Source organism: Dyadobacter sp. LHD-138 (genome assembly GCF_030929615.1).
Classification (GTDB): domain Bacteria; phylum Bacteroidota; class Bacteroidia; order Cytophagales; family Spirosomataceae; genus Dyadobacter.
This window is the reverse complement of sequence record NZ_JAVFVU010000013.1, coordinates 1-22,926: the sequence shown is the minus strand read 5'-3', so window position 1 is coordinate 22,926 and position 22,926 is coordinate 1. Positions and strand designations below refer to the sequence as shown.

The 22,926-nt window shown below is 44.7% G+C and carries 18 protein-coding genes and 1 pseudogene; 7 read left to right on the top strand and 12 right to left on the bottom strand.

The window, feature by feature from the left end:
- Positions 1–28: 28 nt before the first annotated feature.
- From RB622_RS11690 to RB622_RS11670, 5 genes are all read right to left on the bottom strand, one after another.
- Complete coding sequence (locus tag RB622_RS11690; RefSeq protein WP_308046730.1) at positions 29–1,330, bottom strand: DUF5690 family protein; 1,302 nt, start codon at positions 1,328–1,330, stop codon at positions 29–31.
- Positions 1,331–1,348: 18 nt separating this feature from the next.
- On the bottom strand, positions 1,349–2,713 hold the full coding sequence (locus tag RB622_RS11685) for an aspartate aminotransferase family protein (RefSeq protein ID WP_308046729.1): 1,365 nt from the start codon (positions 2,711–2,713) through the stop codon (positions 1,349–1,351).
- A gap of 126 nt (positions 2,714–2,839) precedes the next feature.
- Positions 2,840–4,513 (bottom strand): alkaline phosphatase family protein, encoded by a 1,674-nt coding sequence (locus tag RB622_RS11680; RefSeq protein ID WP_308046728.1) that lies wholly within the window; start codon positions 4,511–4,513, stop codon positions 2,840–2,842.
- Positions 4,514–4,683: 170 nt separating this feature from the next.
- Positions 4,684–5,805: a TIGR03364 family FAD-dependent oxidoreductase gene (locus RB622_RS11675; RefSeq protein ID WP_308046727.1), complete on the bottom strand. Its 1,122-nt coding sequence runs from the start codon at positions 5,803–5,805 to the stop codon at positions 4,684–4,686.
- Between the two features lie 21 nt (positions 5,806–5,826).
- A complete protein-coding gene (locus RB622_RS11670; RefSeq protein WP_308046726.1) occupies positions 5,827–6,537 on the bottom strand; it encodes an HAD hydrolase-like protein in 711 nt (236 codons plus the stop codon).
- A gap of 569 nt (positions 6,538–7,106) precedes the next feature.
- Here RB622_RS11670 and RB622_RS11665 point away from each other — a divergent pair.
- Entirely contained in the window at positions 7,107–7,700 is a 594-nt protein-coding gene (locus RB622_RS11665; RefSeq protein WP_308046725.1) for a 2OG-Fe(II) oxygenase, read from the top strand.
- A gap of 294 nt (positions 7,701–7,994) precedes the next feature.
- Complete coding sequence (locus RB622_RS11660) at positions 7,995–10,346, top strand: ABC transporter permease (protein ID WP_308046724.1); 2,352 nt, start codon at positions 7,995–7,997, stop codon at positions 10,344–10,346.
- Between the two features lie 52 nt (positions 10,347–10,398).
- On the opposite strand, the gene RB622_RS11655 is transcribed toward RB622_RS11660, so the two are convergent.
- From RB622_RS11655 to RB622_RS11640, 4 genes are all read right to left on the bottom strand, one after another.
- Positions 10,399–11,463, bottom strand: coding sequence for a fatty acid desaturase (locus RB622_RS11655; protein WP_308046723.1), 1,065 nt, complete (start codon positions 11,461–11,463; stop codon positions 10,399–10,401).
- 443 nt (positions 11,464–11,906) lie between these two features.
- Complete coding sequence (locus RB622_RS11650) at positions 11,907–12,704, bottom strand: LytTR family DNA-binding domain-containing protein (protein WP_308046722.1); 798 nt, start codon at positions 12,702–12,704, stop codon at positions 11,907–11,909.
- Complete coding sequence (locus tag RB622_RS11645; RefSeq protein ID WP_308046721.1) at positions 12,701–13,780, bottom strand: histidine kinase; 1,080 nt, start codon at positions 13,778–13,780, stop codon at positions 12,701–12,703. The genes RB622_RS11650 and RB622_RS11645 overlap by 4 nt, the downstream gene beginning before the upstream one ends.
- Positions 13,777–14,865 carry a histidine kinase gene (locus RB622_RS11640; RefSeq protein WP_308046720.1) on the bottom strand — a complete coding sequence of 363 codons (1,089 nt, stop codon included), beginning with the start codon at positions 14,863–14,865 and terminating at the stop codon, positions 13,777–13,779. Before RB622_RS11640 ends, RB622_RS11645 begins: the two co-directional genes overlap by 4 nt.
- A 317-nt stretch (positions 14,866–15,182) precedes the next feature.
- Here RB622_RS11640 and RB622_RS11635 point away from each other — a divergent pair, with 317 nt between their 5' ends.
- The 3 genes from RB622_RS11635 to RB622_RS11625 all read left to right on the top strand — a co-directional run bounded on the left by RB622_RS11635 (position 15,183) and on the right by RB622_RS11625 (position 17,147).
- Positions 15,183–15,593 (top strand): DUF4345 domain-containing protein, encoded by a 411-nt coding sequence (locus tag RB622_RS11635; protein ID WP_308046719.1) that lies wholly within the window; start codon positions 15,183–15,185, stop codon positions 15,591–15,593.
- 12 nt (positions 15,594–15,605) lie between these two features.
- Positions 15,606–16,598 carry a hypothetical protein gene (locus tag RB622_RS11630; protein ID WP_308046718.1) on the top strand — a complete coding sequence of 331 codons (993 nt, stop codon included), beginning with the start codon at positions 15,606–15,608 and terminating at the stop codon, positions 16,596–16,598.
- A gap of 153 nt (positions 16,599–16,751) precedes the next feature.
- Positions 16,752–17,147, top strand: coding sequence for a LytTR family DNA-binding domain-containing protein (locus RB622_RS11625; protein ID WP_308046717.1), 396 nt, complete (start codon positions 16,752–16,754; stop codon positions 17,145–17,147).
- A 12-nt stretch (positions 17,148–17,159) separates the two neighbouring features.
- On the opposite strand, the gene RB622_RS11620 is transcribed toward RB622_RS11625, so the two are convergent.
- Complete coding sequence (locus tag RB622_RS11620) at positions 17,160–18,308, bottom strand: MFS transporter (RefSeq protein ID WP_308046716.1); 1,149 nt, start codon at positions 18,306–18,308, stop codon at positions 17,160–17,162.
- Positions 18,309–18,376: 68 nt separating this feature from the next.
- Between RB622_RS11620 and RB622_RS11615 the strand changes: the two genes are divergently transcribed.
- Positions 18,377–19,126, top strand: coding sequence for a DeoR/GlpR family DNA-binding transcription regulator (locus RB622_RS11615; RefSeq protein ID WP_308046715.1), 750 nt, complete (start codon positions 18,377–18,379; stop codon positions 19,124–19,126).
- A gap of 3 nt (positions 19,127–19,129) precedes the next feature.
- Here RB622_RS11615 and RB622_RS11610 read toward each other — a convergent pair whose 3' ends face one another.
- Positions 19,130–20,083: a GNAT family N-acetyltransferase gene (locus tag RB622_RS11610; protein ID WP_308046714.1), complete on the bottom strand. Its 954-nt coding sequence runs from the start codon at positions 20,081–20,083 to the stop codon at positions 19,130–19,132.
- Positions 20,084–20,283: 200 nt separating this feature from the next.
- Here RB622_RS11610 and RB622_RS11605 point away from each other — a divergent pair, with 200 nt between their 5' ends.
- Positions 20,284–22,383, top strand: a complete 2,100-nt coding sequence (locus tag RB622_RS11605) for a PQQ-binding-like beta-propeller repeat protein (protein ID WP_308046713.1) — start codon at positions 20,284–20,286, stop codon at positions 22,381–22,383.
- Positions 22,384–22,443: 60 nt separating this feature from the next.
- Here RB622_RS11605 and RB622_RS11600 read toward each other — a convergent pair.
- Positions 22,444–22,692, bottom strand: a pseudogene (locus RB622_RS11600) (transposase); the annotation flags it as partial.
- Positions 22,693–22,926: the final 234 nt, after the last annotated feature.

Genomic DNA, 22,926 nt, shown 5'->3' with positions numbered 1-22,926 from the left:
ATAATATAAACTAATTTTTCACTACTACTTACAAGACAGCCAATGGCTGTTTCTCCTGTTTGCCCATTGAATTTTTCCGATAACTCTCGAAATACAAATTGGCGCAGATCAATAAAAAGAGACTTAACCCTGCCTGTAAGTAGATAAATTGCATCAGCACGTTGGACCAGCTCAGTTGTTTCATAAAAAACTCTTTGTACAATAATAAGCCTACGCTGCATAAATAACCAAAGCTTTCGCAGATGTAAACAAAGAATCCTGCGTTGGCTTTCAAACGGAATAGTGCGATCATCCGGTCAAAAACAGCCGATTGAATGACTGTAAAAGCTAAAAACATTCCGGTTCCGATCGTCAGCATCCAGAAAAACCCGCTGATCAGATGCCGGTCAAACAAATAGGTGGAAACGCCGCTCATCAGAATTCCTGTAAAAATCACGAGATTAGTCAGACGAAATCCGATGAGGTTATTTTTGATAAAAGCAAGGCTGCCAATAACCACCAAAACCACCAGGCCGATAATCATTTCGGTTTCCGAAAGCACACTGCTTACCCAGCCCGAATCAATCTCATTCCATATTTCGATGGCGAAATTATCCCGAAAATCACGGACTACGATCAGCATGATGTAACAAATGAGCATGCAAAAAACCGGTAAACCGAACTCTTTTAATACATTTTTCTTATCCTGGGCCGTCATCGGAAACCTTTCGGTCCTCAGCTTCACGTCCTCAGGCGTCGGCGCGGGCATCATATCCAGCATCCAGACAAATACGAAAAAGAATGGCAAAAACAACAGCCCCATAAAAAATGGCATCCAGAATTCCGATATAAAAGGCAGCCAGTGATGGACTTCAATATAAGTCGTTTTCAAAATACCTGATGCGACAATGATGCTGATATTCAATCCCATCGCAATCATTTCAGTAAAACGGCGGCCTTCCAAAAAACTGAACACGACACCATAAACCATCCCCAGCGGCAGTCCGTTAATAAACAGAAAGATAAAATTATAAGGATAAGGGACGAGTCCGAAAAGTAAAAGGGCGGTCTCCGCAATCAGGATCAGGCCAATAATCAGTTTTACTCTGAATGTGGATTTCAGTTCGGAAATCACTTTGATCCCTGCAAATTTCGATAAGGTATAACCAGCCACCTGCGAGATGATCAGTATGGTTTTATAACCGATCCCGGCGAAGTCCAGCTCTGCATACAACCCGGAATTAAAGGGTTTCCGAAACGCATACATGCAAAAATATGCGCCAAAAGAAGCCACGATCGACCAGGTGATAAACAATATATTTGAACGCACTAATGCTTCCTTGATACGCATAACACGGCGGTTTAATGTTCAATATTTTTTCAATACAGAGGCCGTTTCCAGCGCTTTTCGCAGAATTTCCAGGGCGGCAGAAAGCTCTTCCCTTGTAATGGTAAGCGGTGGCGAAAGTTGCAGTACGTTGCCCTGGGAAACTTTAAAACTCATACCGTTTTTTAAGCATTCGTACATCACAATCTCGGCCTCTTCGATCGCCTTCTCCCGGGTTTCCCGATCTTTTACCAGCTCAATCCCCCATAACAACCCTATTCCCCGTACGTCGCCTATCAACGGAAATTGTTCAGCAAGCTTGCCAATTTCCTCCCGCATAAACTGCTCATCAGCCCGTACTTTTTGCAGGATGTTATGCTGTTCAATAAATTCCAGCATGGCCAGTGCCGCAACGCTTCCCAACGGACTTTTTTCATGGGTAAAATGTCCTAAAGAAATACTGCCGGCAACGTTATAATCCTCCCGCGCCACAATGGCGGCCATCGGCATTACGCCTCCACCAAGTCCTTTCCCCAAACAAATAATGTCGGGCTCAATGGCATAGTGTTCAAAAGCAAACATTTTTCCGGTACGTCCAAAAGCAATCGGAATTTCATCAAGAATCAGTAAAACCTTATGCCGGTCGCAGATCTCCCGCACCCTCGTCCAGTACGCTTGCGATGGGATCTGCACGTCGGTATTCCGGATTGTTTCAATCACAAAGGCACCGATATCTCCTTCTTTTTCAATCACATACTCAAGGTAATCCGCATAAGCCAGATCACCATCTCCGGAAGATTTAAATGGTCCGCGGTAAGTCATCGGCGGCGGAATTCGCTCCACGCCCGGCATCAACGGTCCCATATCCTTTCGGAAATCCAGCTCACCACCGGCAGCAATAGCATCCAGAGAAGCGCCGTGAAATGAATCCCAAAGTGAAATAATTTTATGCTTTCCGGTAACGATCCGTGCAAGTTTCAGTGCCATACTGATGGATGAGGTGCCTCCGGGAGCAAACAGCACCCGTTTCAAATTGCCCGGCAACAGATCGCCCAGTTTCTGTGCCAGCTCAATGGCAGGAACATTGGTGTATCGTCTGGGAGAAAAAGGCAGAATATCGAGCTGCGCTTTAATCCGGTCAATGATGTAAGGGTTACGATAACCGACCTGATGAACATTATTCCCGTGAAAATCCATGTATTTTTTGCCCTGAATATCCGTCAGGTAAATCCCTTCACAGGAAGCCAGAACATCCAGACAGGGCGTCGACAAAGCCTGGTGAAGAAAGTGATCAGCATCTTCCTGAAGATAGGCCTGCGTATCGGCATTTTTTATGACCGAATACCATTCATTCCTGGCCGATGACAGGTTGATATCCCCCTCAGTTCTATTATGTTTTTCACGCATGGTCAAACAAAATGTTATGTCTTAACTCAGATTCTAAACTGTCAGGTAAAAATTTCATCGCACCGCACAAACCAGGTCGTCAAAACCAAGATAACACATATTTTCAGGGTTTAGGAATAGTCCGTATTATTTAATAAAAAGCTTGTCGGCCGGAATAAGTTGTTTTGTTAAACCCGGTCCTTTGTAAAAAGCATCAAGCCAGAAGCCGCCGTCATTGTTGTAATATTCCACACGGATCTTATGCTTTCCTTCGGTGAGCGTTGTCGACCCGGCCGCTTCCTCCACACCGTGATTACCGTCGTTATCGACCACTTTTTTATCATCAATAAACAGCCTGCTGCCATCGTCCGACTGGGTGGAAAACGTATACTTCCCCGGTTGATCAATCTGGATAAATCCTTCAAATTGCATAGCAAAACCTTTGTTTTCTTTGCCGAGCAATCCGTTTACCTTGTCCGTATCCATATTAAACTCTGGACTCGTCCAGGAAGATGCTTTGTTTAACTCACTGAAAACGGGCAGTTTTTTCAAATCTTTCGCTTCATAAAAGCTGGCGATTAACCCGTTACCCATTTCTTTTTTCATCACTCTGAAATAAGCCGTGGCAAGCTGGCTTGCATTGCCTTTCTCGTCGATCGACTTTGCTTTTACAACGGTTGTTTTGTCAACCGAGAATGGATTCTTGTAAACTGCCGAGTTTTTGTCCGGCGTCTTCCCATCCAGTGTGTAAACGATTTTACTGTTTTTTGCCTCGGTGCTCATGCTAACCTGCGCCGGCTTATCGATGTACAAACCGCCCGCCTGGGCATACAATTTCCTATCCGGGTATATCACCGGAACGCTGATCATTTTTTCACCAAGCCACAGATTTTCCGGCTCGGCAAATCCCTCAAATGCAGGCTTAACTGGTCGACCGATCCATGCATATGGCGGTGTGACATTAAAAGCGAAGGCGATACTTGCAGCCAGATCATAGGTGTACACCTGCTGTTGGATTTCGTATCCTTTCTTCACACCCTTTCCATAAAAAATGCCGGTTATTTCAGCCTCCTGCGGTGTAGCGCCACCGTGCCCCTTGCCTAGCCCGCCGTGATCCGCCCAGATGACAACCATCGTATTATCCTCAATACCAGCCTCTCTAATCCCTTTCAAAATCTGTCCGACCAATGAATCCGTTTTGGCAACAGAGGCATAATATTCCGGCGTTCCATGCCCGCCATGATGTCCGGCGTGGTCTACATGGTCGAAATGAACGAAACCGAATGTTGGTTTTTTATCTTTAATGTACCGGATAAAATCCGATGCCGTTGAGTCTTCCGTGGAAAAACGTTTGTCATAATTGACCGCGTTTTTTTGAAACAGTCTGCCAAATCCCTCCCAGTGATACACCGTACCGATTTCTGCTTCCGGTTTGTTCTTTCTTAAAATACTGAAAATCGTCGGAAAGCGCCCGTCCGCCTCATGAACAATAGGCGGCAAAGTATGATCGTCAATTTCCCAGTCGTTGTTGATAATTCCGTGTTGTTCGGGCCCGGCTCCCATGATCATGGACCCCCAGTTTTGGCTGCTCGCGGAGGTCAATACCGTGCGCACATTCCATTTCACACTTCCGTTTTTGATCATTTTATCGATTACGGGCGTCTCTGCTTTCCTTATGCCATCAGGACTTAACCCGTCCACACCAATCACAATGACGTGTTTGATTCCGGGAGGATATTTCTCAGGACCTTTGGTAAAAGAGCTTAGCAGCAAACCCGTCAGAGCCAGCACACCGAATGTTTTGAAGTTTTGACCAATCATTTTACAATTGTTTTTCTTTCACTTATTTATTAAAAATCATAAGCTATTCCTTCTCAAAAAACAGAACGATTATCTATATACGCCAATCATAACATCATCTCTGCCTGTTAGCGGGGCAAGATTTTATTTGTGAAGAACAACAGCGTCATTCTTCACAAATTATTTTCTTTTTAATAGCGACCGCCGATCACTTCATCACAAAGGCCAAAGGAAAGCGTCATGCCCGCGCCGCCCAAACCATTGATGATTGTTACGCCATCGACTGGTTTCAATACGATTTCAGTACTGCCATCGGTCATCTTTGGGTAAATGCCGTGCCATGTCTGGAAAACTTTCGACGACTTGAATTCTGCAAATGTCGCCAGATAATCCAGGATCATGGTATTGATAAATTCCCGGTCAAAAGGATCGAAAGTCAGCGCATACTCGTGCGAATCCCCAACCGTAATTTCTCCCAGACCGTTTTGCGAAGCCATTACGTGAATGCCCCATTTCAGGTACGCATCGTATTCTGCTTTGTAACGTTCTTTGAGTTTCCCAAGCGAAGGCGCCGCTTTGAAACCGTCGTAATGGATAAGCGATAACCCGCCGCACAACGCCGGCCCGATTTTCCAGTTGTCAGGCTGAGATTCCATACGAAGCATCTGCAATTTACATTTCGTAATCGCCGTTGCCGAAAAAATTTCCGGGTACAGTGTCTCAAAATCCTGGCCGCTGCATACGAAAATCTCGTCCGCCGCCCACTGTTGATCGCCAGCCCTCACGGTTGGATACGTCACTTCCGAGATCGCCTTATCCCAGATAAAATGAACACCATATTTTTCAGTAAGATAGGCCGGAATTCCCGCAATCGCCTCCCTGGGATCCACAATCATTTCATCTTCACAAAACAATGACCCCAGCAATCCCTGCTTATTTACCGCTGGCGATTTTGCCAGCGTTTGTTCCGGTGTTAGTACGCTGACAGGCCGTTTATCACTCGCCTCAACGATCTGCTGAATGACCTCCAGCTCATCCTGATGATAGGCCATATGCAGGCTTCCTCCTTCGTGAAACCACAATTTCCCGCCTGTCAGTACTTCTTTCCAGATACTTTTGGCACACAAAGCCCTTTCATAAAGTTTTCCTTCCGGCTGTCCAATCGGCCAAACCATCCCGAAATTGCGGATTGAAGCGCCCACAGCTTTACTGGACCTGTCAATGACCGTCACACTATAGCCTCTTGAACCCAATGCCCGGGCCGTTGCCAACCCGACGATACCGGCACCGATCACAATTGCTGATTTGCTCATGCTAAGTTTATTTATTGCTGATTAGCCCTCTTTTTCGGATAATGTTTTGATGTCGGCGGAAATAATGGAAATCACTTCCGAAATGTTATCAATGATGTGGGTCGGGTTGTAGGGCAGCAACTCTTCTCTTGTAAATGCGCCCGTCGTAACGCCAATGATGTATTTACAGCCACTGTTAATCCCTTCGTTGATATCAACTTCCGTGTCACCCACTTTCGCGATAAATTCCGACGACCTGATATCCAGCGCTGCTTTGATTTTTTCAATCATATCCGGGAATGGGCGACCATTCTCAACCTCGTCACTGGCAACCATAAAGTCCACCTTATCTTCCCAACCCAGACGACTTATAATCACATCGGCGATGTTTCTGGAAAAACCTGTATCCAGAGCAATTTTGATACCCGCATCCCGCAGAATTCCAAAAGTTTCCTCAACGTTTGGCAAAGGCACAATATCGTCCGAAGTTTCATAAAAGCGAATCATGCTGTCCACAAATTCCGTATGAATCGCATCAATAAGCTGATCGGTTATTTTTTGCTTGTCAGACTCGTGCTTTTCGAGCATCATTCTGATCGCTACCGGTTTTTCATAACCCATAATCGGATTGATATTTTCAATCGCAATTTGATAACCATAACTTTTCATGGCATTCTGAAATGCTACACCTACGAAATTCTTATCTTTTACGGTGGTGCCTGCCATGTCAAACACAACTAGTTCAATTGACATTTTGTATTTATTTAATTGGTGAACTAATACTAAACTTTTCACTGCAATGTGAAAACACAAATTTATACTTTCCTGACAAAAACGCAACCTTTTGTAAAGTCACACTAAACATTCAGCAGAACTATCAATTATGTAATCTCACACATTTACAGCATAAAAATACCTCAAAAAGAAAAAATCACCAAACAATAGTTTATAAATATTTAACATTCATTCAGAATAAATAATTTCATGCCGCAAAAATACTAGGTAAAAGTTTAATGCATATTAAGGGAATGTTAATTAATACTAAACAAATCTATTTTCTACGTTTAGGCCATAACCCCAATACCGTATCATCATAACCACACGGAACAAACCCCTGCAAAGTTCAAAATTTGACTTAAAATCAAATAAAATCCGTTGCATGTCCCGATTGGTAAACCGATAGTGTATTGCTGTAATCGTATCGACACGATTGCCGAACTCCCTTATTTAACCAATAAAATTATATTCGGTTGTTATCCCGGCAATTACAACTACCTTCACCAGGCAGCGGTAATATGCCGGGCATCACTTAAAAATCCTCCTTGCTAAAAACCTTTAATACCCTCATCGACAGTTTCATAGACAATAAGGTGGGCATTGCAGAAAACTTTTTAAGTGAAGCGCTTGCTTCTCACCTTAAAGAAAATCTTAACCTGTTATACTCCGGCAGGCAGATGTTATCAGCTGGCACAGGCAATGAAGCGGTTGTCTTGCAGAATAAACTGGTCAGGGGAGATAAGATTTACTGGCTCGACCGCAAACATAATGACCCCTACGAAAATGATTTTTTCGACCTGATGGACCGCTTCGTCAGTCACCTCAACAGCACCTGTTACACAGGCATTACCGGTTACGAATTTCATTATACCTTGTACGAAACGGGCAGCTTCTATAAAAAGCACATTGACCAGTTTCGTAACAACGGCAGCCGCCAATACTCGATGATCATGTACTTAAACGCAGACTGGGAGGAAAAAGACGGCGGAGAATTGCGTATTCACCATGTCGATAACCAACAAAACATATCACCGCTAAACGGCAAAAGTGTTTTCTTTAAAAGCAGCGAGCTCGAACATGAAGTGTTGCTTACCAATAAGCCGAGATTAAGTATCACCGGCTGGCTGAAAATCGGCTGATTGCAATCATCTTTCTAGTATCTTACTTCCCGCGTATGGATTGCCCTGGGCTCCATGGCAATCCATACGCCATGAAATAATCCACAAGCAGTAAAGGCAAGCCCTTAACCCGGGAGCCGTCCGGTTATGCCGTTCAAAGTGTTCAAAAACGAACAGACAACCAAGTATACAATAAATCAAAAAATTGATTTCCAGCCACTTACTACCATCAAGTAACCATGGCATACATTTTATCAAAGTAAAGTATACTTATATCAACGGTGTCTTTCAATTGTATAGCATAACGTTTTGGCCATGTTAAAAAACTACTTTAAAATTGCGGTCCGGAGTCTGTTAAAAAGTAAGCTCTTCTCTTTTATTAATATTTTCGGGCTGGCCCTGGGCATGTCATGCAGTTTACTGATCTGGTTATGGGTAAAAGACGAGATTTCCTTTAACCGGTTTTATCCGGATCTCGACAACATTTACTACATCTATACCGCTTCCGATTACAAGGGGCAGAAAAATGTTTCGGATGTTACACCCGGCCCCTGGATGGAGGTTATCGAAAAAGAAGTACCTGATGTGGCAGCCATTACCAAATTAACATGGAACCGGGAGTTGTTGGTGAAGGTTGGAGAGGAGTCTACCAAGGAAAGCGGCATCTATGCAACCACCGATTTTTTCAAGGTTTTCCAGACGCCGTTTATAGCAGGCAATGCAAAATCTCCCATCACACAGCCAACCTCAATCGCTATTTCGCGTAAATTATCTGAAAAATACTTCGGAAAAACGAACGCTGTCGGAAAGACGATAAATCTGGATAATGCCAAAAATTTCATAGTCAGTGCGGTTTTTGAGGATATTCCACAAAATGCATCCGTCCGGTTCGAGTGGATTGTAAATTTCAAAGTACAAGAGCAGGACTGGATGAAGACATGGGGAAATTTTTCTTTCAAAACTTACCTGCGCCTCACGCCACAGGCAGATCCTTTACACGCCGAGCAGGTGATCCAAAAAGTGATAAAGAAAAATACGCCGCCGCAATTCATCAGCTTCCCAATTATTCAAAAACTGAAAGACGTCTACCTTTATTCTACGTTTGAAAATCTGAAGCCCGTTGGCGGACGCATTGAATACATTAAGGTTTTCAGCATCGTGGCCATTTTTATCCTGCTTATCGCCTGCGTCAATTTCATGAATCTGGCAACAGCCCGTTCGATCAAACGAGCAAAAGAAGTCGGTGTCAGAAAAGTGGTGGGGGCCGAGAAAAAATTCCTGATCATGCAGTTCATGGGTGAATCACTGATCGTGAGCACACTCGCCGCAATTTTAGCCCTGGTTTTTGTACTCTTGTTACTCCCAGCTTTTAACGCTGTGGTCGAAAAACATATTACACTTGACTTGTCGGATCCGTCGCTGTACTTATCTGTTATCGCGTTGGTTTTAATAACCGGGATTGTAGCTGGAAGCTATCCGGCTCTGTACCTTTCCTCTTTGCAGCCGATCCGTATTTTGAAAGGGCGATTATCCTTTTCCAACCGGGGTGTTTTTCTAAGAAAAGGACTGGTTGTATTTCAATTCGGCCTCTCTGTATTTTTAATTATTGGTATGCTTGTGATCGGCCGCCAGATGAATTATATCCAGACCAAACGGCTGGGACTAGATCGCGAAAATGTTCTTTACATCTCACTGGAAGGCGAATTACCCAATAAGCTGGAAATATTCCGGCAGGAAATAACCAATTCTCCGTTTGTGTCAGCGGCAACCACTACTGGCGCGATACCAACCAATATAGTCAGCAATTCGGGCGATCTGGATTGGGACGGTCGGGATAAAGATTTGCCGAACGGCGTAAACGCTACCTTTGTGGGTTATGATTTTGCCAAAACCATGAATATTCAGATGGCCGGCGGAAGGGATTTTTCAAGAGATTTCCCGGGAGACACAACCAGTTATCTTATCAACGAAGCAGCTGCCCGCATGATGAAAATGGAGGATCCGGTAGGGAAAAAAGTTAAATTCTGGATGGGTAAGGGAACAATTGTCGGCGTAATGAAAGATTTCCATCTGAGCACATTCCATTCCGAAATCCAGCCTTTAATTCTCGTAAATTACAAAGGACTCAACACAGAATTTATGATGATCAGAACCAGGCCCGGTCAAACCCGGGAGGCGCTGGCACACATTGAAAAAACCACGCGGGCATTTAACCCAAATTATCCATTCTCTTACCATTTCATGGATGAAGATTACGAGAAAATGTATCGGTCTGAAATGATTGTCAATACTTTAATAAAATATTTTGGCATTCTCGCCATTGTAATATCATCCCTGGGACTATTGGGACTTGCAGCATTTACGGCCGAGCAACGCACCAAGGAAATCGGTATACGGAAAGTGCTTGGTGCCAATGTTTCAAGTGTCATTGCACTGCTATCCAAAGATTTTGCCAAACTGATCCTTATAGCCATCGTCCTGGCCTCCCCTGTCGCCTGGTATGTGATGGATAAATGGCTGAAAGATTTTGTTTACCGCATTGACCTCTCCTGGGAAATTTTCGCCCTCGCCGGGACGATCGCCATCTGCGTGGCCATGTTTACTGTCAGTTTTCAGAGTATCAAAGCAGCCCTGATGAATCCCGTAGAATCGCTGCAAACCGAATAAATAAAACGAAAGCCGGCACATCTGTACCGGCTTTCGTTTTGTCTGTGCAATATCAAACCTTCTCTTCTACCAAAACCTTTTTTTCGGCATTTTTAGCCGCCAGATAGGGTAAATGATATTGTTCCAAAAACTGCTTCTTCGAATCTGTGTAAGAACTTACCGCTCCTACCATACTCATGAATTTAATATAATACCAGGCCATGTCCACCTGATGGGCCTTAAAACCGCTGCGCGCACTTTTAGGGAATAAATGATGGTTGTTATGCCACTCTCCCGCTACCAAACCCGGCCACAGCTGATTGATCGATTTATCCCTATGGCTGAAATCGACACCTTCCCTTTGCTTGTCCTCCCCTTTTCCATGGCCTTCGTAATTGAAGGTACGCACACCGACAGCCCAGAAACCAGCGGCTCCAAACAGCGTGCAGGCTAATGCATGTCCGCCGATGAGATAAAAAGTCAGATACCAGAATGACCAGTTAAGTACCCAGGCCATGGTAGCCCTTGCCGGATTTACATACGAACCCCATTTCTGATACTGCGTATAAGTATTGGCTTTTACCCCCGTGTGGCTCATCAGCAACTTGACGCGATCATAATCGGCTTCGCTTAAATCTTTGGCGATCGGCTGGTGGTTTACGTCAGCCAGAAAACAATACAAAAAACCGGCTTCTGCGTTATAAGGATCCCCCGGCTGATCCGATTTCGCGTGATGCACATGGTGTGATACCACATAAATCTCCTCCGGGATTACGTTGATAGTCAGGTTTTGGGTAAAGAAACGCCAGAAGCCATTACGGAATTTATAAGCCCCGTGCGTGCAGTACCTGTGATGCCAGATGGTGCCATGCGTACCCATAACAATCATGCTATAAATAAAAGCAGCAGCCAGCAACCCCAGCGTGAAAAACTTAAATACGAATAGAAAAAAGAACGGAATTAAACAAAAAACTTTCAGCCAGCTAAAAAATGGCAGCCAGTTCTTAACGTCATTAAAAACATTAAGCCTCGAAAAAAACTCTTTGAAAATGTCACCAACACCTGGTTTTACCAAATTGCCTCCATCATCCTTCCAGCCATAAGCCGGGGATTGTAATACGTGATCTAAAAATGCCATTGACAAATAAAATTATAAAATAAAAACTTTGGACAGTCTATGGATTATATCGACTGTCTCTGAAATGGCAGAAGATCAATGGTAAACACAAGGCTATCTTTCTGAACAATTAACTTGTAATCCGGTAAACAGCGCTTAAAACTTAACAAACTTTTCCCGACTCACCTGCCTCAACTACAACAGCACATTTTTGACGTTTCCCCTGTCGGACCACTGTTAATCCGACACTTATAAAACTCAAATATTGCAGATTTATTGCTGCTCATCATGTATTGATCAAAGTAGAAAAAGTTCGAGGCCCTTTTACATCAGGCGCACGAAGAAACAACTATTTCAGGCAAAAACGAAATCATGCCCATAATCCTGTTAAAAGCTACTATTTAAAAATGTTAACGTTAATTGATACACGCACAAATTGTAGCAGATTAATTTTATCCTTTTCCTTACTTCCCCATCCACTTTTTGAAGTCGTTGGATTTTTCCCTGCTTACGATTGCCTCTTTTTCATAGGCCGGTTTCAGGGTTAAGGCAAGCCGGTTATTGAAATATGGCTGAATTTGCACGACCGATTGGTGCGTTACGATCATGCCCCGGTTGATCCGAAAAAAATGGTCGGGGTCAAGAAAATCAGCCAGCTCATCCATGCGATAATCCACAACAAATTTTTGTCCCTGATGATTTCTAAACAGACTGATACCGTCCTCAATGTAAAAATAGGCGATATCCGAAACCTCGATGGACAGCAGGCGGGCGCCCTGTTTCACCAGAAACCGCTTCCGGTACTCCACCGGTGGCTGTTGCAGCTGAAAATTTTTCAGGATACTTTCCAGACTCACCGGCAATGTACCCGATTCTTCCCTACGCTGGTTTCCCGTCAGGTCGTGAAATTTTTTGAGACTCCTTTGCAAGTCTTCCTTCTGAACCGGCTTCAGCAAATAATCGATGCTGTTTACTTTGAAAGCCTGCAACGCATACTCGTCATAGGAGGTTGTGAAAATAACCGTACTCCTAATCTCTACCCGGTTGAAAATTTCGAAACTCTGTCCATCCGCCAGCTCAATGTCCATAAATATCAGATCAGGCTCTTTTTCTCCGGCCGCACGGTTTTCCTGAATCCATTCCACCGTTGCATCAATACTGGGTGCTACCCCCTTAACCACCAGTTCGGGAGCAGTTTCCTCCAATAATTTGGTAAGTTTTCTAACGGCAAGTTTTTCGTCTTCAACAATTAGGATGTTCATTGATGTACAGGTTTTTCAGTAAGTAATGGCAATAAAACTTTAAAATAATCGGGACCAGAATCGATAACAGGCTGTCTGTCAGATAGTATTTTATATTTGGCCTGGATATTAGCCAGTCCAAGTTTTGTCGACTTCACCGGCGTTGACTTTCCCAGCAGGTTATTTTTAACTTCCAGCACCTCAGTTTCAATGGATCTAATTTCAATAAAAAGCGGCTTTTTTTCGAGGATGGTATTGTGCTTGACTGCATTTTCGACGAGCAACTGCAAGGTGAGCGGTGGAATATAACGGGCCAGCGCAGCCTCATCCACGTCAATATGCAATTCAAGCCCCGTGTCGTGGCGGGTCCGCAGCAGGTGGTAGTACGACTGAATGAATTTTATTTCAACGGCCAGCGTCGTAAGCTCATGCTGGTTCGTTTGCAGCAGATAGCGATATACCTTCGCCATCTCATCTACAAATTGTTCCGCACGGGCCGGTTCGTCAATAATCAGCGCGGAAAGTGTATTAAGGCTATTGAAAAGAAAATGCGGGTTCACCTGACTTTTTAAACTTTGCAACTGTCCCTGCATCCCGGCTTTTTTAATCGCTTCTTTATTAGTCTTGCTTTCCTTCCATTTCCGAAGCGAGTAATTTGCCTCATAAAGACCCGTCAGCAAAAAAATGGCCAGCAGCTCAAAAAGATAAACATACAGCATTTTACTGACATTCAACTGCGCATTCAGCGGGCGAAAACGGATAACAAACCAGCCATAAAACGTAATGTATGCGGCTGTGAGTACGCCAAAGGCAAGCGCCGTAAGCAATGCCCTTTTCGCCGACGAATGGATAGCAGGATACCGGTCGGCAATGTATTGCGCGGCCCAGTCATGAGGAATGAAAGCAAGGGTCGTCATCAGCATGACCATCAAAGTCCCCAAAAGGAAATTTGAGAAACTCTCAAAATAAGGGTCTCCGATAAGCAAATAACTGATGGTCGGCACAAACCAGGGAAGCAGCAGGACAAATATCCACCTGCCGAAAAGGCTGAACCAGATAAACTGCCCGAGTCTGTTAAAAATAATCCAGTTTTTCATGTATAAATCAAGGGTAAAAGCACGGTAAAACTGGTTTCGTCTTCCTTAACCTGAATTGTTCCAGCCTGGTTAAAAAGCAATTTATACCGTGAAATCAACGTCCCAAGCCCTGCGTTATTCAGGGGCATCCGTACCGCTCTTTTTTGCAGATTATTACGCACTTCAAGCTGCCCGGTCGCAGTGGTTTTTATGCTGATCTTTAAAGGGTGTTCCGCCGAAACAACATTGTGACGAATGGCATTATCAATCAGTGTTTGCAGTGTCAGAGGCACCATCTGTCCAATCTGATACAGGTCGGCGGTTTGCAGTTTAATATCAATTCCCTCTTCAAATCTGATTTCAAGCAAATAAATGTAGGAGCGAACAAAACGGATTTCTTCTTCCAGCGACACCAGATTATTCTCCCAATCCTGACTATTGACCGTAAGCAGATAACGGTACACCTGCGACATTTCATCCACAAATTTCTCCGCAGTCACCGGCGCTTCCGAGATCAGTACGGAAAGAGAATTCAGGCAATTGAACAAAAAATGCGGGTTTACCTGCTGTTTCACCAGTTCCAGCTCACTTTGCAGCTGCCTTTGCTCCATCTCTTGCAGTTCGGACTGATTCGTTTTCCATTGCATGAAAGTATAGGCCAGTTCAGACAAACCGGTACCAATCAGAGAACCACCCAAAAGGGCTATAACCGACCAGCTCAGATGTTCGTCGTTCAACGAGTAGCCGAATAAACCGATATAATCATAAACCTTTAAAACGAGATAAAGGATGATCACGTTGACTACCGAATAAATCGTGAACCAGAAGGTCACCCGATAGACAGTCTGATGCGCTTCCGGGTAAATTCCTGCTATAAATAAAGCCGTTTTCTGATTGATCTGGTTTGCAAACAGGCATAGTATTAAGTTGATCAGGCTACCGCCGGCAAAAACTTTTAAGTCAGTAAAATACAGGTTTCCCCACATCAGATATCCGATCAGGGGAACAAACCAGGGCAGCATTAAAAAGAGAATATAAAAATACAGCCGGTTTTGCCGCACCGAATCAAAATACTTCTCTATGGACAACATCGGATTACGCATCATAGAATAAAATGAGCTGTAAAATTAAATCAGCACCAACCGGGATTCAAGAAAGTAACATGTCAAACCCCAAAAATACTACGCCAATTGTCAGCATTAAGTTGTGAATCCCCTTTCTTCATTTTCACCGATTCCCGGCAACTGAAAAAACCTGACATTCAAATGAGAACCGAAAAAGTAAATTTCAGGAATCAAAACTCACACTTCAACCAAAATGTGTTTTCACGTAGCGCCTTTTGATACCAATTTTACATCACACTGTTAAAGCAAGTTTCTGATCTGACAGTACTTATACAAATTAATACTATTTCAAATTTAGCATGAAAATAAAACAAATTCTATCTCAGGCTTTCATTATCCTGTCTGCGCTGAGCATTATGTCGGTAAGTATTATGGCCTTTGATGATCCACAATCCGTCATGGATCTGGTGCAGGTTACGTTGCCTAACAATGATGCGTTTTCGTCCATACGCGGCGTTTATGGCGGAGCCGGTTTTGCCATTGTGATCAGTTTACTCTATTCGTTCCGAAAACATACCGAAAATGCGCTGGCCTTTCTCATGCTGCTCTGGGGCTTTTACGCGCTGTCACGGATGATCACCATTTTCAAGGACGGCCCGCTTGGTGATTTCGGAAACCTATGGATCAAAACAGAGTCGGTACTTTTCATTATTTCCTGTGTGCTGTTTTTTTGGAACAAAAGATCGTCAGAAAACAGGTCATTCAATTAAGAGACGTATGCCATGAAACGTTTACCTGTAATTTCTCTGATGATTATGCTGTTTTTGGCTTCCAGCTGCGGTGACTGTGAAAAGGACGTAATCACAAAACCCGATGAGGCAACGGCCGCTGAATGGATTATTTACAACACGGAAAATTCCAAATTGCCGGATAATCAGGTTAACGCGCTAGCCATTGACAAAAAAGACATCAAATGGGTCGGAACTGCAAAAGGGCTCGTCAGGATCGCAGGGGACGCATGGGAGATTTTCAATCCGGCTAATTCAGCCCTGCCGTCAGCCTACATCACCGCGCTGGCTGTGGAAGCAAACGGAACGGCATGGATAGGAACAGACAAAGGGCTCGCCCGATTTGATGGAAACAGCTGGTCGGTTTACACCAATCAAAACAGTGTGCTCACCAACAATAACATCTCCTGTATCACCCATGACCCAAAATATGGGGTCACCTGGATTGGTACCGACGAAGGCCTGATCAGAACCGATAAAAACAATAACTGGGAGCATATCGATGTCGGAGACAATATCTTGCTTTCACTGGCTGCGGATCAGAATGGGGCCGTTTGGGCGGGAATTTTCAAGCCGTTTATTTTCAGAGGGCAGATCAATAAATACGAAAACGGGCATTGGACCATTTATCATTTGCACGACCTGGGTTATACTTCCGCATTTCCGTACGGACTGGCCATTGATCAAAACAATGCCGTTTTAGGAGTTTTGTCGGGAACCAGCGTGAAGGCCGTTGTCCGGATCAGCAATAATGGGCTGACGGAAATAACCCGACCCGACGGCGCCCGAGGGCTAAAAACGATCCTTTTGGAAGGCGATAAAATCTGGGTCGGCGGGGCATGCTTATCGCTTTTCGGAAGTAAATCAGCGGAATGCCTGACGATTCCCGGACTGGAAACGCATATCCTCAGCATGGCTCTGGACCGCAGAGGAAGAAAGTGGATGGGAACGATCCTCAGCGGCATTGCCGGTTATAAAGCAAAATAATTCCAAGTCATTAGCCATGAAAACAAAATTCCAATTGAACCCTATTTCTGGTTCCAATCAGCGCAGCGTTTATCTCTGCGACCGGATCCGGTAAAAGTAACCTTTCAATAAATCCGTAACGCCATCCTTTTAACCTTAAACCTTACCACATTTATGAAAACTCCAATAGCACATGCCACATTTCAAAATCTGATCCGTACAACGCGTAAAAAAAGAAGAAACGTAGTAACCGTACATGTAGGCAGCAAAGTCCTTTTACTTCAGGCGAGCGAAATCACCTACATGCAGGGGGACGGAAATTACACATTCGTCCATACCACTTATGGCAAACGGTATCTCGTTTCCAAAACAATGAAAACCATTCTGGCGGCACTGAATGCGGATTTCCTCCGCATTCACAAGTCTTACACGATAAATCCCGATCACCTGGTGTCACGTATCGAAACAGACCGCGTGCTGTTAAGGTGCGGACAACAACTGCCTATCGCCAGACGGCGGATTAATGAAATACAGGAAAGACTGGCTAGCGAATATTTACGGGTGGGATGAACAATGCTCTTTTTACTTCTCTTTATAAGTAAAAGCAACAAGCAGCAGTAACAAACCGACAAAACCAAGCGCAGCCGGAAGCGAAGACGCATCCGCAATAAACCCGATCATCGCAGGACCGGCCAGCTGGCCCATGTAACCCAGCGTGGTCACAGCGGGCAATGAAACGGAAGCCGGGATATTAGGGATATTTCCGGCTGCGGTAAAAAACACAGGCACAACATTGGCTGCACCCAGTCCGACCAGCGCAAAACCGATCAGCGCAGCGCCCGGCCATGGCACCAAAACCGCCAGCATATAACCCGCTGATGCCAGCAGAGCTCCGTACAAAACCACCCTGGACGATCCGATTTTGTGAATAATATTATCGCCAGTCAGACGCATAACCGCCATTGCAACCGAGAATACCGCATATCCCATACCAGACATCGAAGGTTCGAAACCCCGGTTAAACTGTAAAAAGACGGCACTCCAGTCCAGCAAAGCGCCTTCTGCCAGAAAGAAAACAAAACACATCAGTCCCAAAACCAGAACGGGCCCTCTCGGCAAACTGAATGTAAACTGCTCGGCAGTCTTTTCTTCCCGATGCGGGAACAGGTTTTTATATTGGCTAATGGCAATAAATGTGAGCAACACAGAAATACTCACCGCGGCAATGGCGGGGGACAAGCCCAACTTGATCAAAAAACCAAGGCCAAAAGAGCCAATCAACCCACCCACACTGAACATGCCGTGAAAAGAAGACATGATGTGCCGACCATAACGCTCCTGCACCAAAACGGCGTGGGCGTTCATCGCCACGTCAATGGAACCGATGGCCGAGCCGAATATAAACAGCACAATAGCCAGCTGTATGGCCGAAGACGCCAGAAGCAATAAGGGAAGGGACAGCGAAATGATGAAAGCGGCTATCAGCATAACCTTGCGACTCCCGTATTTATTGGTAAAAAAACCGGTAAACGGCATCATCAGAATTGCACCAGCACCAAGGGATAATAACACGAGTCCCAGAGCGGCCTCATCCAATCCCAGGTTAACTTTGGCAAAAGGAACCATCGGTGCCCAGCTCGAAAGGCCTATTCCACATACGAGAAATATCAATAAACTTGCCCTTCTTGCACTGCTTGTCCGGGCAGCATCCGGGATTAACACGTTTTCCATCAGAACTTGAAATGAGTATTTTGCAATATTAAGCAAATTTGCATAATATTGCAAAAACGAATAAAGTTATGGCCAGAGAAAAACGGTTCAATTACATTCTCGAAAAACTTCACGATCAAAATGAGGTCGGATTTACGGAGTTAAGCAATGATCTGAATGTTTCAGAAGATACCATTCGCAGGGATATTGACGCGCTGGCCAGCAACGGACTTTTGTTAAAAATCCGCGGCGGTGCAATCCCGAGATCACACAATCCGCTTTCCTTCAAAGAGCGTATCGGGCAATTGCAGGACGACAAGGAGATTATTGCGCTGAAAGCACAGGCTTTGATAAAATCCGGACAGACCATTTTTATGGATGGCGGAACTTCGGTTTACACCCTTGTTTCGCTGCTGCCGACCGATATCAAACTAACGGTCATAACGAATAACACCGCAATCATTCCGGCGTTGTCAGCGTATACGGGTGTGGAATTGATCGTACTGGGTGGGAAATATCTAAAACAATCCGAAACTATTGTGGGATATCAGGCTATAAAAATGGCAGAAAACTTTCAGGCTGACCTTTATTTTATGGGTGTTTGCGCGCTTGACATGTTAAAAGGCGTAACAGCCAGCTTCATGGAAGAAGCCGAATTAAAACAGACGATGCTCCGGCAATCCGGCATGTCGATCGCGCTAAGTACGTTCGACAAGCTGGAAACTTTTGAGTCTTACCGTGTATGCCCCATTCATGCACTGGATTATGTGATCACGGAAATGGATGCGCAAAACGACCGGTTCAAGCCCTTTAAGGAAGCTGGCATTAATATTTTGTAACGATTATTTCAGGATCAGCTCCATTTGAATATTGGCACGCTCATACGGCGTGGGTCTGCCACCGACTTTTTGAAACCCCAGTTTATGATACAGGTTAATGGCGGGCTTTAAAATGGTATTACTTTCCAGATAAATCTTCTTCGCACCGGATTCCGCGGCCTTTTTTATGATGGCCTGCCCCAGTAACCAACCTACATTTTTCCCCTGCGCCCTGGGTGAAACAGCCATTTTTGCCAGTTCAAATTCATAATCCGGATCGTCCATTTTGATCAAAGCGCACACCCCGATCGGCTCATCGTCATAAAGTGCTACTAAAATCGAACCTCCTTTGTTTAAAATATAATCCTGCGGATTGTCCAATGCCTTATAATCAGCCTCTTCCATTTTGAAGTAGGTCGAAATCCATTCCTGGTTCAGCGCTCTGAAAGCTACCTGATATTCGGGTTTGTAGTCGACGATTTCCACTTTGGCACTTTCTCTGAGCTTTTTGTTCTCCTGAACCCTGCGCAGCAATGTTTTTTGTTCGAGCAAAAACTCCCACTCTCCTATCGCTTTCCAAAGATCGTGGTTTGCCTGCGCCGAAATGTCATCGACGGCCTTACCTACATCAACATACTGGTCGTCCATTTTCGCATTAACTTCCTGCCCCATTTCAGATAGACAAACTACATTTCTACGCCCGTCCGTTTCATCTTTCCGCTCCGTAACATATCCTTTTTTGGCCATTTCACTAATGATTTTACTCACCGACGGATGCGAGTGACCAATCTCTTTGGCGATAGCCGTGATCGCTTTCTCTTCGCCTTTTGACAATACATAAAATACCGGAAACCATTTGGGCTGCATTTCCACATCATAAAGACGGTAGATCTGCGAAGCGTCTTCCATTATTTTTTCTGTCAGCATACGAAGCCTGCTGCCAATCGCCATCTTTCCGGTTTGATCAAAAAACTCCATAACAAAATGCTAATTACGTAATCAGTTACGTAAATGTATACACAAAAATAATTTATACCAAATTTTGACTTTCAGCTTTCACAGAAAAGCTGCTTATTATCCTATTAATCAAATTATAATAACTAGTTCTTCGCCAATTATTTTCCAGATTAACGGTATTTATCAGAGCCTAAAAACTTTCATTTATAAATAATATCTCCATGAAACCCTATATCCTGCTCATCTCTATTGCAGCAATCCTTGTTTGCGGTTTTGTTTTTCGGTCTTCCGGTCCTGGCAACGACTGGCCCGAGTACAATGGCAATGGGGAGCGTAATCATTTCTCAACACTGACCCAGATTAATAAGGACAACATTGGTCAGCTTAAAGTAGCCTGGACTTATACTTCCGGCGGTGCAGACACCACCAGCAACCGTTCGCAAATGCAGTGTAATCCGATCGTGGTTGAAGGAGTTTTATACGGCGTATCTGCCGGCACACAGGCCTTTGCCGTACACGCCGCAACCGGAAAAGAAATATGGAAAACGACCTTCACAGACAACGGTGGCACAACGAGTAGAGGGGTTACCTACTGGTCGGATAACAAAACCAAAAGAATATTTTTTGGAGCTGGCAAATGGCTGTATGCGCTGGACGCCGTTACCGGAAAGGCCATTTCAGATTTTGGAGAAAATGGAAGAATCAACCTGAAAGAGGGAATTACAAGGCCGGGTGCTGATGATTACGTCCTCTCCAACACGCCCAACACGATCTACAAAAACCTGATCATTGTCGGCACGCGGGTTAATGAAAATGAAACCGCGCTGCTGGGTGACATACGGGCTTATGATGTGGTTTCGGGTAAAAAAATCTGGACATTTCACACCATTCCGGCAAAAGGAGAACGGGGTTATGAAACATGGCTGAAACAACCCGCACGCCAGCATATCGGCGGTGCAAATTCCTGGGCCGGCATGGCTATCGATAGAAAACGGGGTATTGTTTACATTCCCACCGGATCAGCGGCCTATGATTTTTATGGAGGCAACCGGCCAGGCAACAACCTCTTTGCCAACTGTCTGCTTGCTTTGGATGCCGCAACCGGAAAACTGATCTGGCATTATCAGTTGGTTCATCATGATATCTGGGACCGCGATCCTCCCTGTCCCCCTAACCTTGTAACCGTTCGCCATCAGGGAAAAACCGTTGACGCCGTGGTACAAATTACCAAACAAGGTTATATTTTCGTCTTCGACCGCGTTACCGGCAAGCCACTTTTCCCGATCAAAGAAACTACTTTTCCGGGGACAGGTGTACCCGGCGAAAAACCTTCCCCGACACAACCGATACCCACCCTGCCGATTCCATTTACGAGACAGAGTTTTACAGAAAAGAACCTGAATAATTTTGTCGCGGACCGTGATTCATTGGCAGGTTTAATTCGCAAATCCCGAACCGGCAGCGCCTATATCCCCATCGGTTTTGATATGACGATATTTTACCCCGGTACCGACGGAGGCGCGCAATGGGGCGGCGCAGCCACGGACCCGGAAGGTATTTTATATGTACCCGCCAAGGAAATCCCGGTTTACACTTCGCTCGTAAGAAAAACAATTGTCGACAACAAAGGCAACGTCGGTGGTGCAAAACTATACCAGCTTCACTGCGCATCATGCCATGGCGCCGACAAAACCGGAAACCACGATGGATCTTACCCTTCGCTTGTCAACATTGAGAAAAGAGTCAGTGAAAATCAGATCCGGCAACTTTTGACGAAAGGCCGCGGGATGATGCCAGCATTTTCGCATATTTCAGAAACAGAACGCGGTGCGATTATTGATTTTCTTTTGGGTAAAAACTCGGAAGTCAAAGTTGCTAATGCACCAAAAAGTGAAGTTCCTTACCAGCACACCGGTTATAACCGTTGGTACGATCGGAATGGCTACCCCGTCAGTCAGCCGCCGTGGGGTACTTTAACAGCGGTGGACCTGAACACCGGCCGACATCGCTGGCAGGTTCCGTTGGGGGAATACAAGGAATTAACGATGAAAGGAATTCCGCCCACAGGAACTGACAACTACGGTGGGCCGCTTGTTACAGCAAGCGGTTTGATATTTATTGCGGCGTCGAGAGACGAGCAGTTCCGCGTATTTGACAAACAAACCGGCAAAATACTCTGGACCGCCGCATTGCCAGCGGCCGGTTATGCCACACCCAGTACTTACTCGGTGAATGGAAAACAATATGTTGTGATCGCCTGCGGCGGAGGTAAACTGAATACGAAATCCGGCGACAAGTTTGTGGCTTTTGCCTTGCCCTGATGGCGGCTTCCTGTCTTTTATGGATCAAGCCAAATTCTTGGGGGGAATTGAATCGGGACTTCATGCGTAGAGTTTGGATAGTCTGAAAAGGAAGAATGAAATATCCCTGACACCCCGTGAGGTGGAACGGAACGCTTTTATCTTTGCGTTGAAGGACTCCGCCGAAGCATTGGTACTTCTATTTTTGAAAAAATTCAATATCTCCACGTAGTGGGCTTCGATAGATTTAGCGACAGTCCTAAACGACTCTAAACCAGATTTCTCCACGTCATTATACCAGAATGCTAATGGCTTATACGCTAGTTCCTTGCTGGTGTCTAATTGCGAAAGTTAGCTATATTATTTTTCAGTTGACTTCCTTTAACCTCTCTTTTCTTCCAAATAAATGGAATTGGGTTTTGGTTAACCGAATCTACATAAGCTTTTAGAGTATGTTTTGGATATTTATTTTGTCATTCTGTTTAAGAAAATTGATAAATAGGCAATTTCAAGCATTGCCTCAGAAGATTCTATGGTTTTCTCAACATCTCTGAAAAGTCTTCG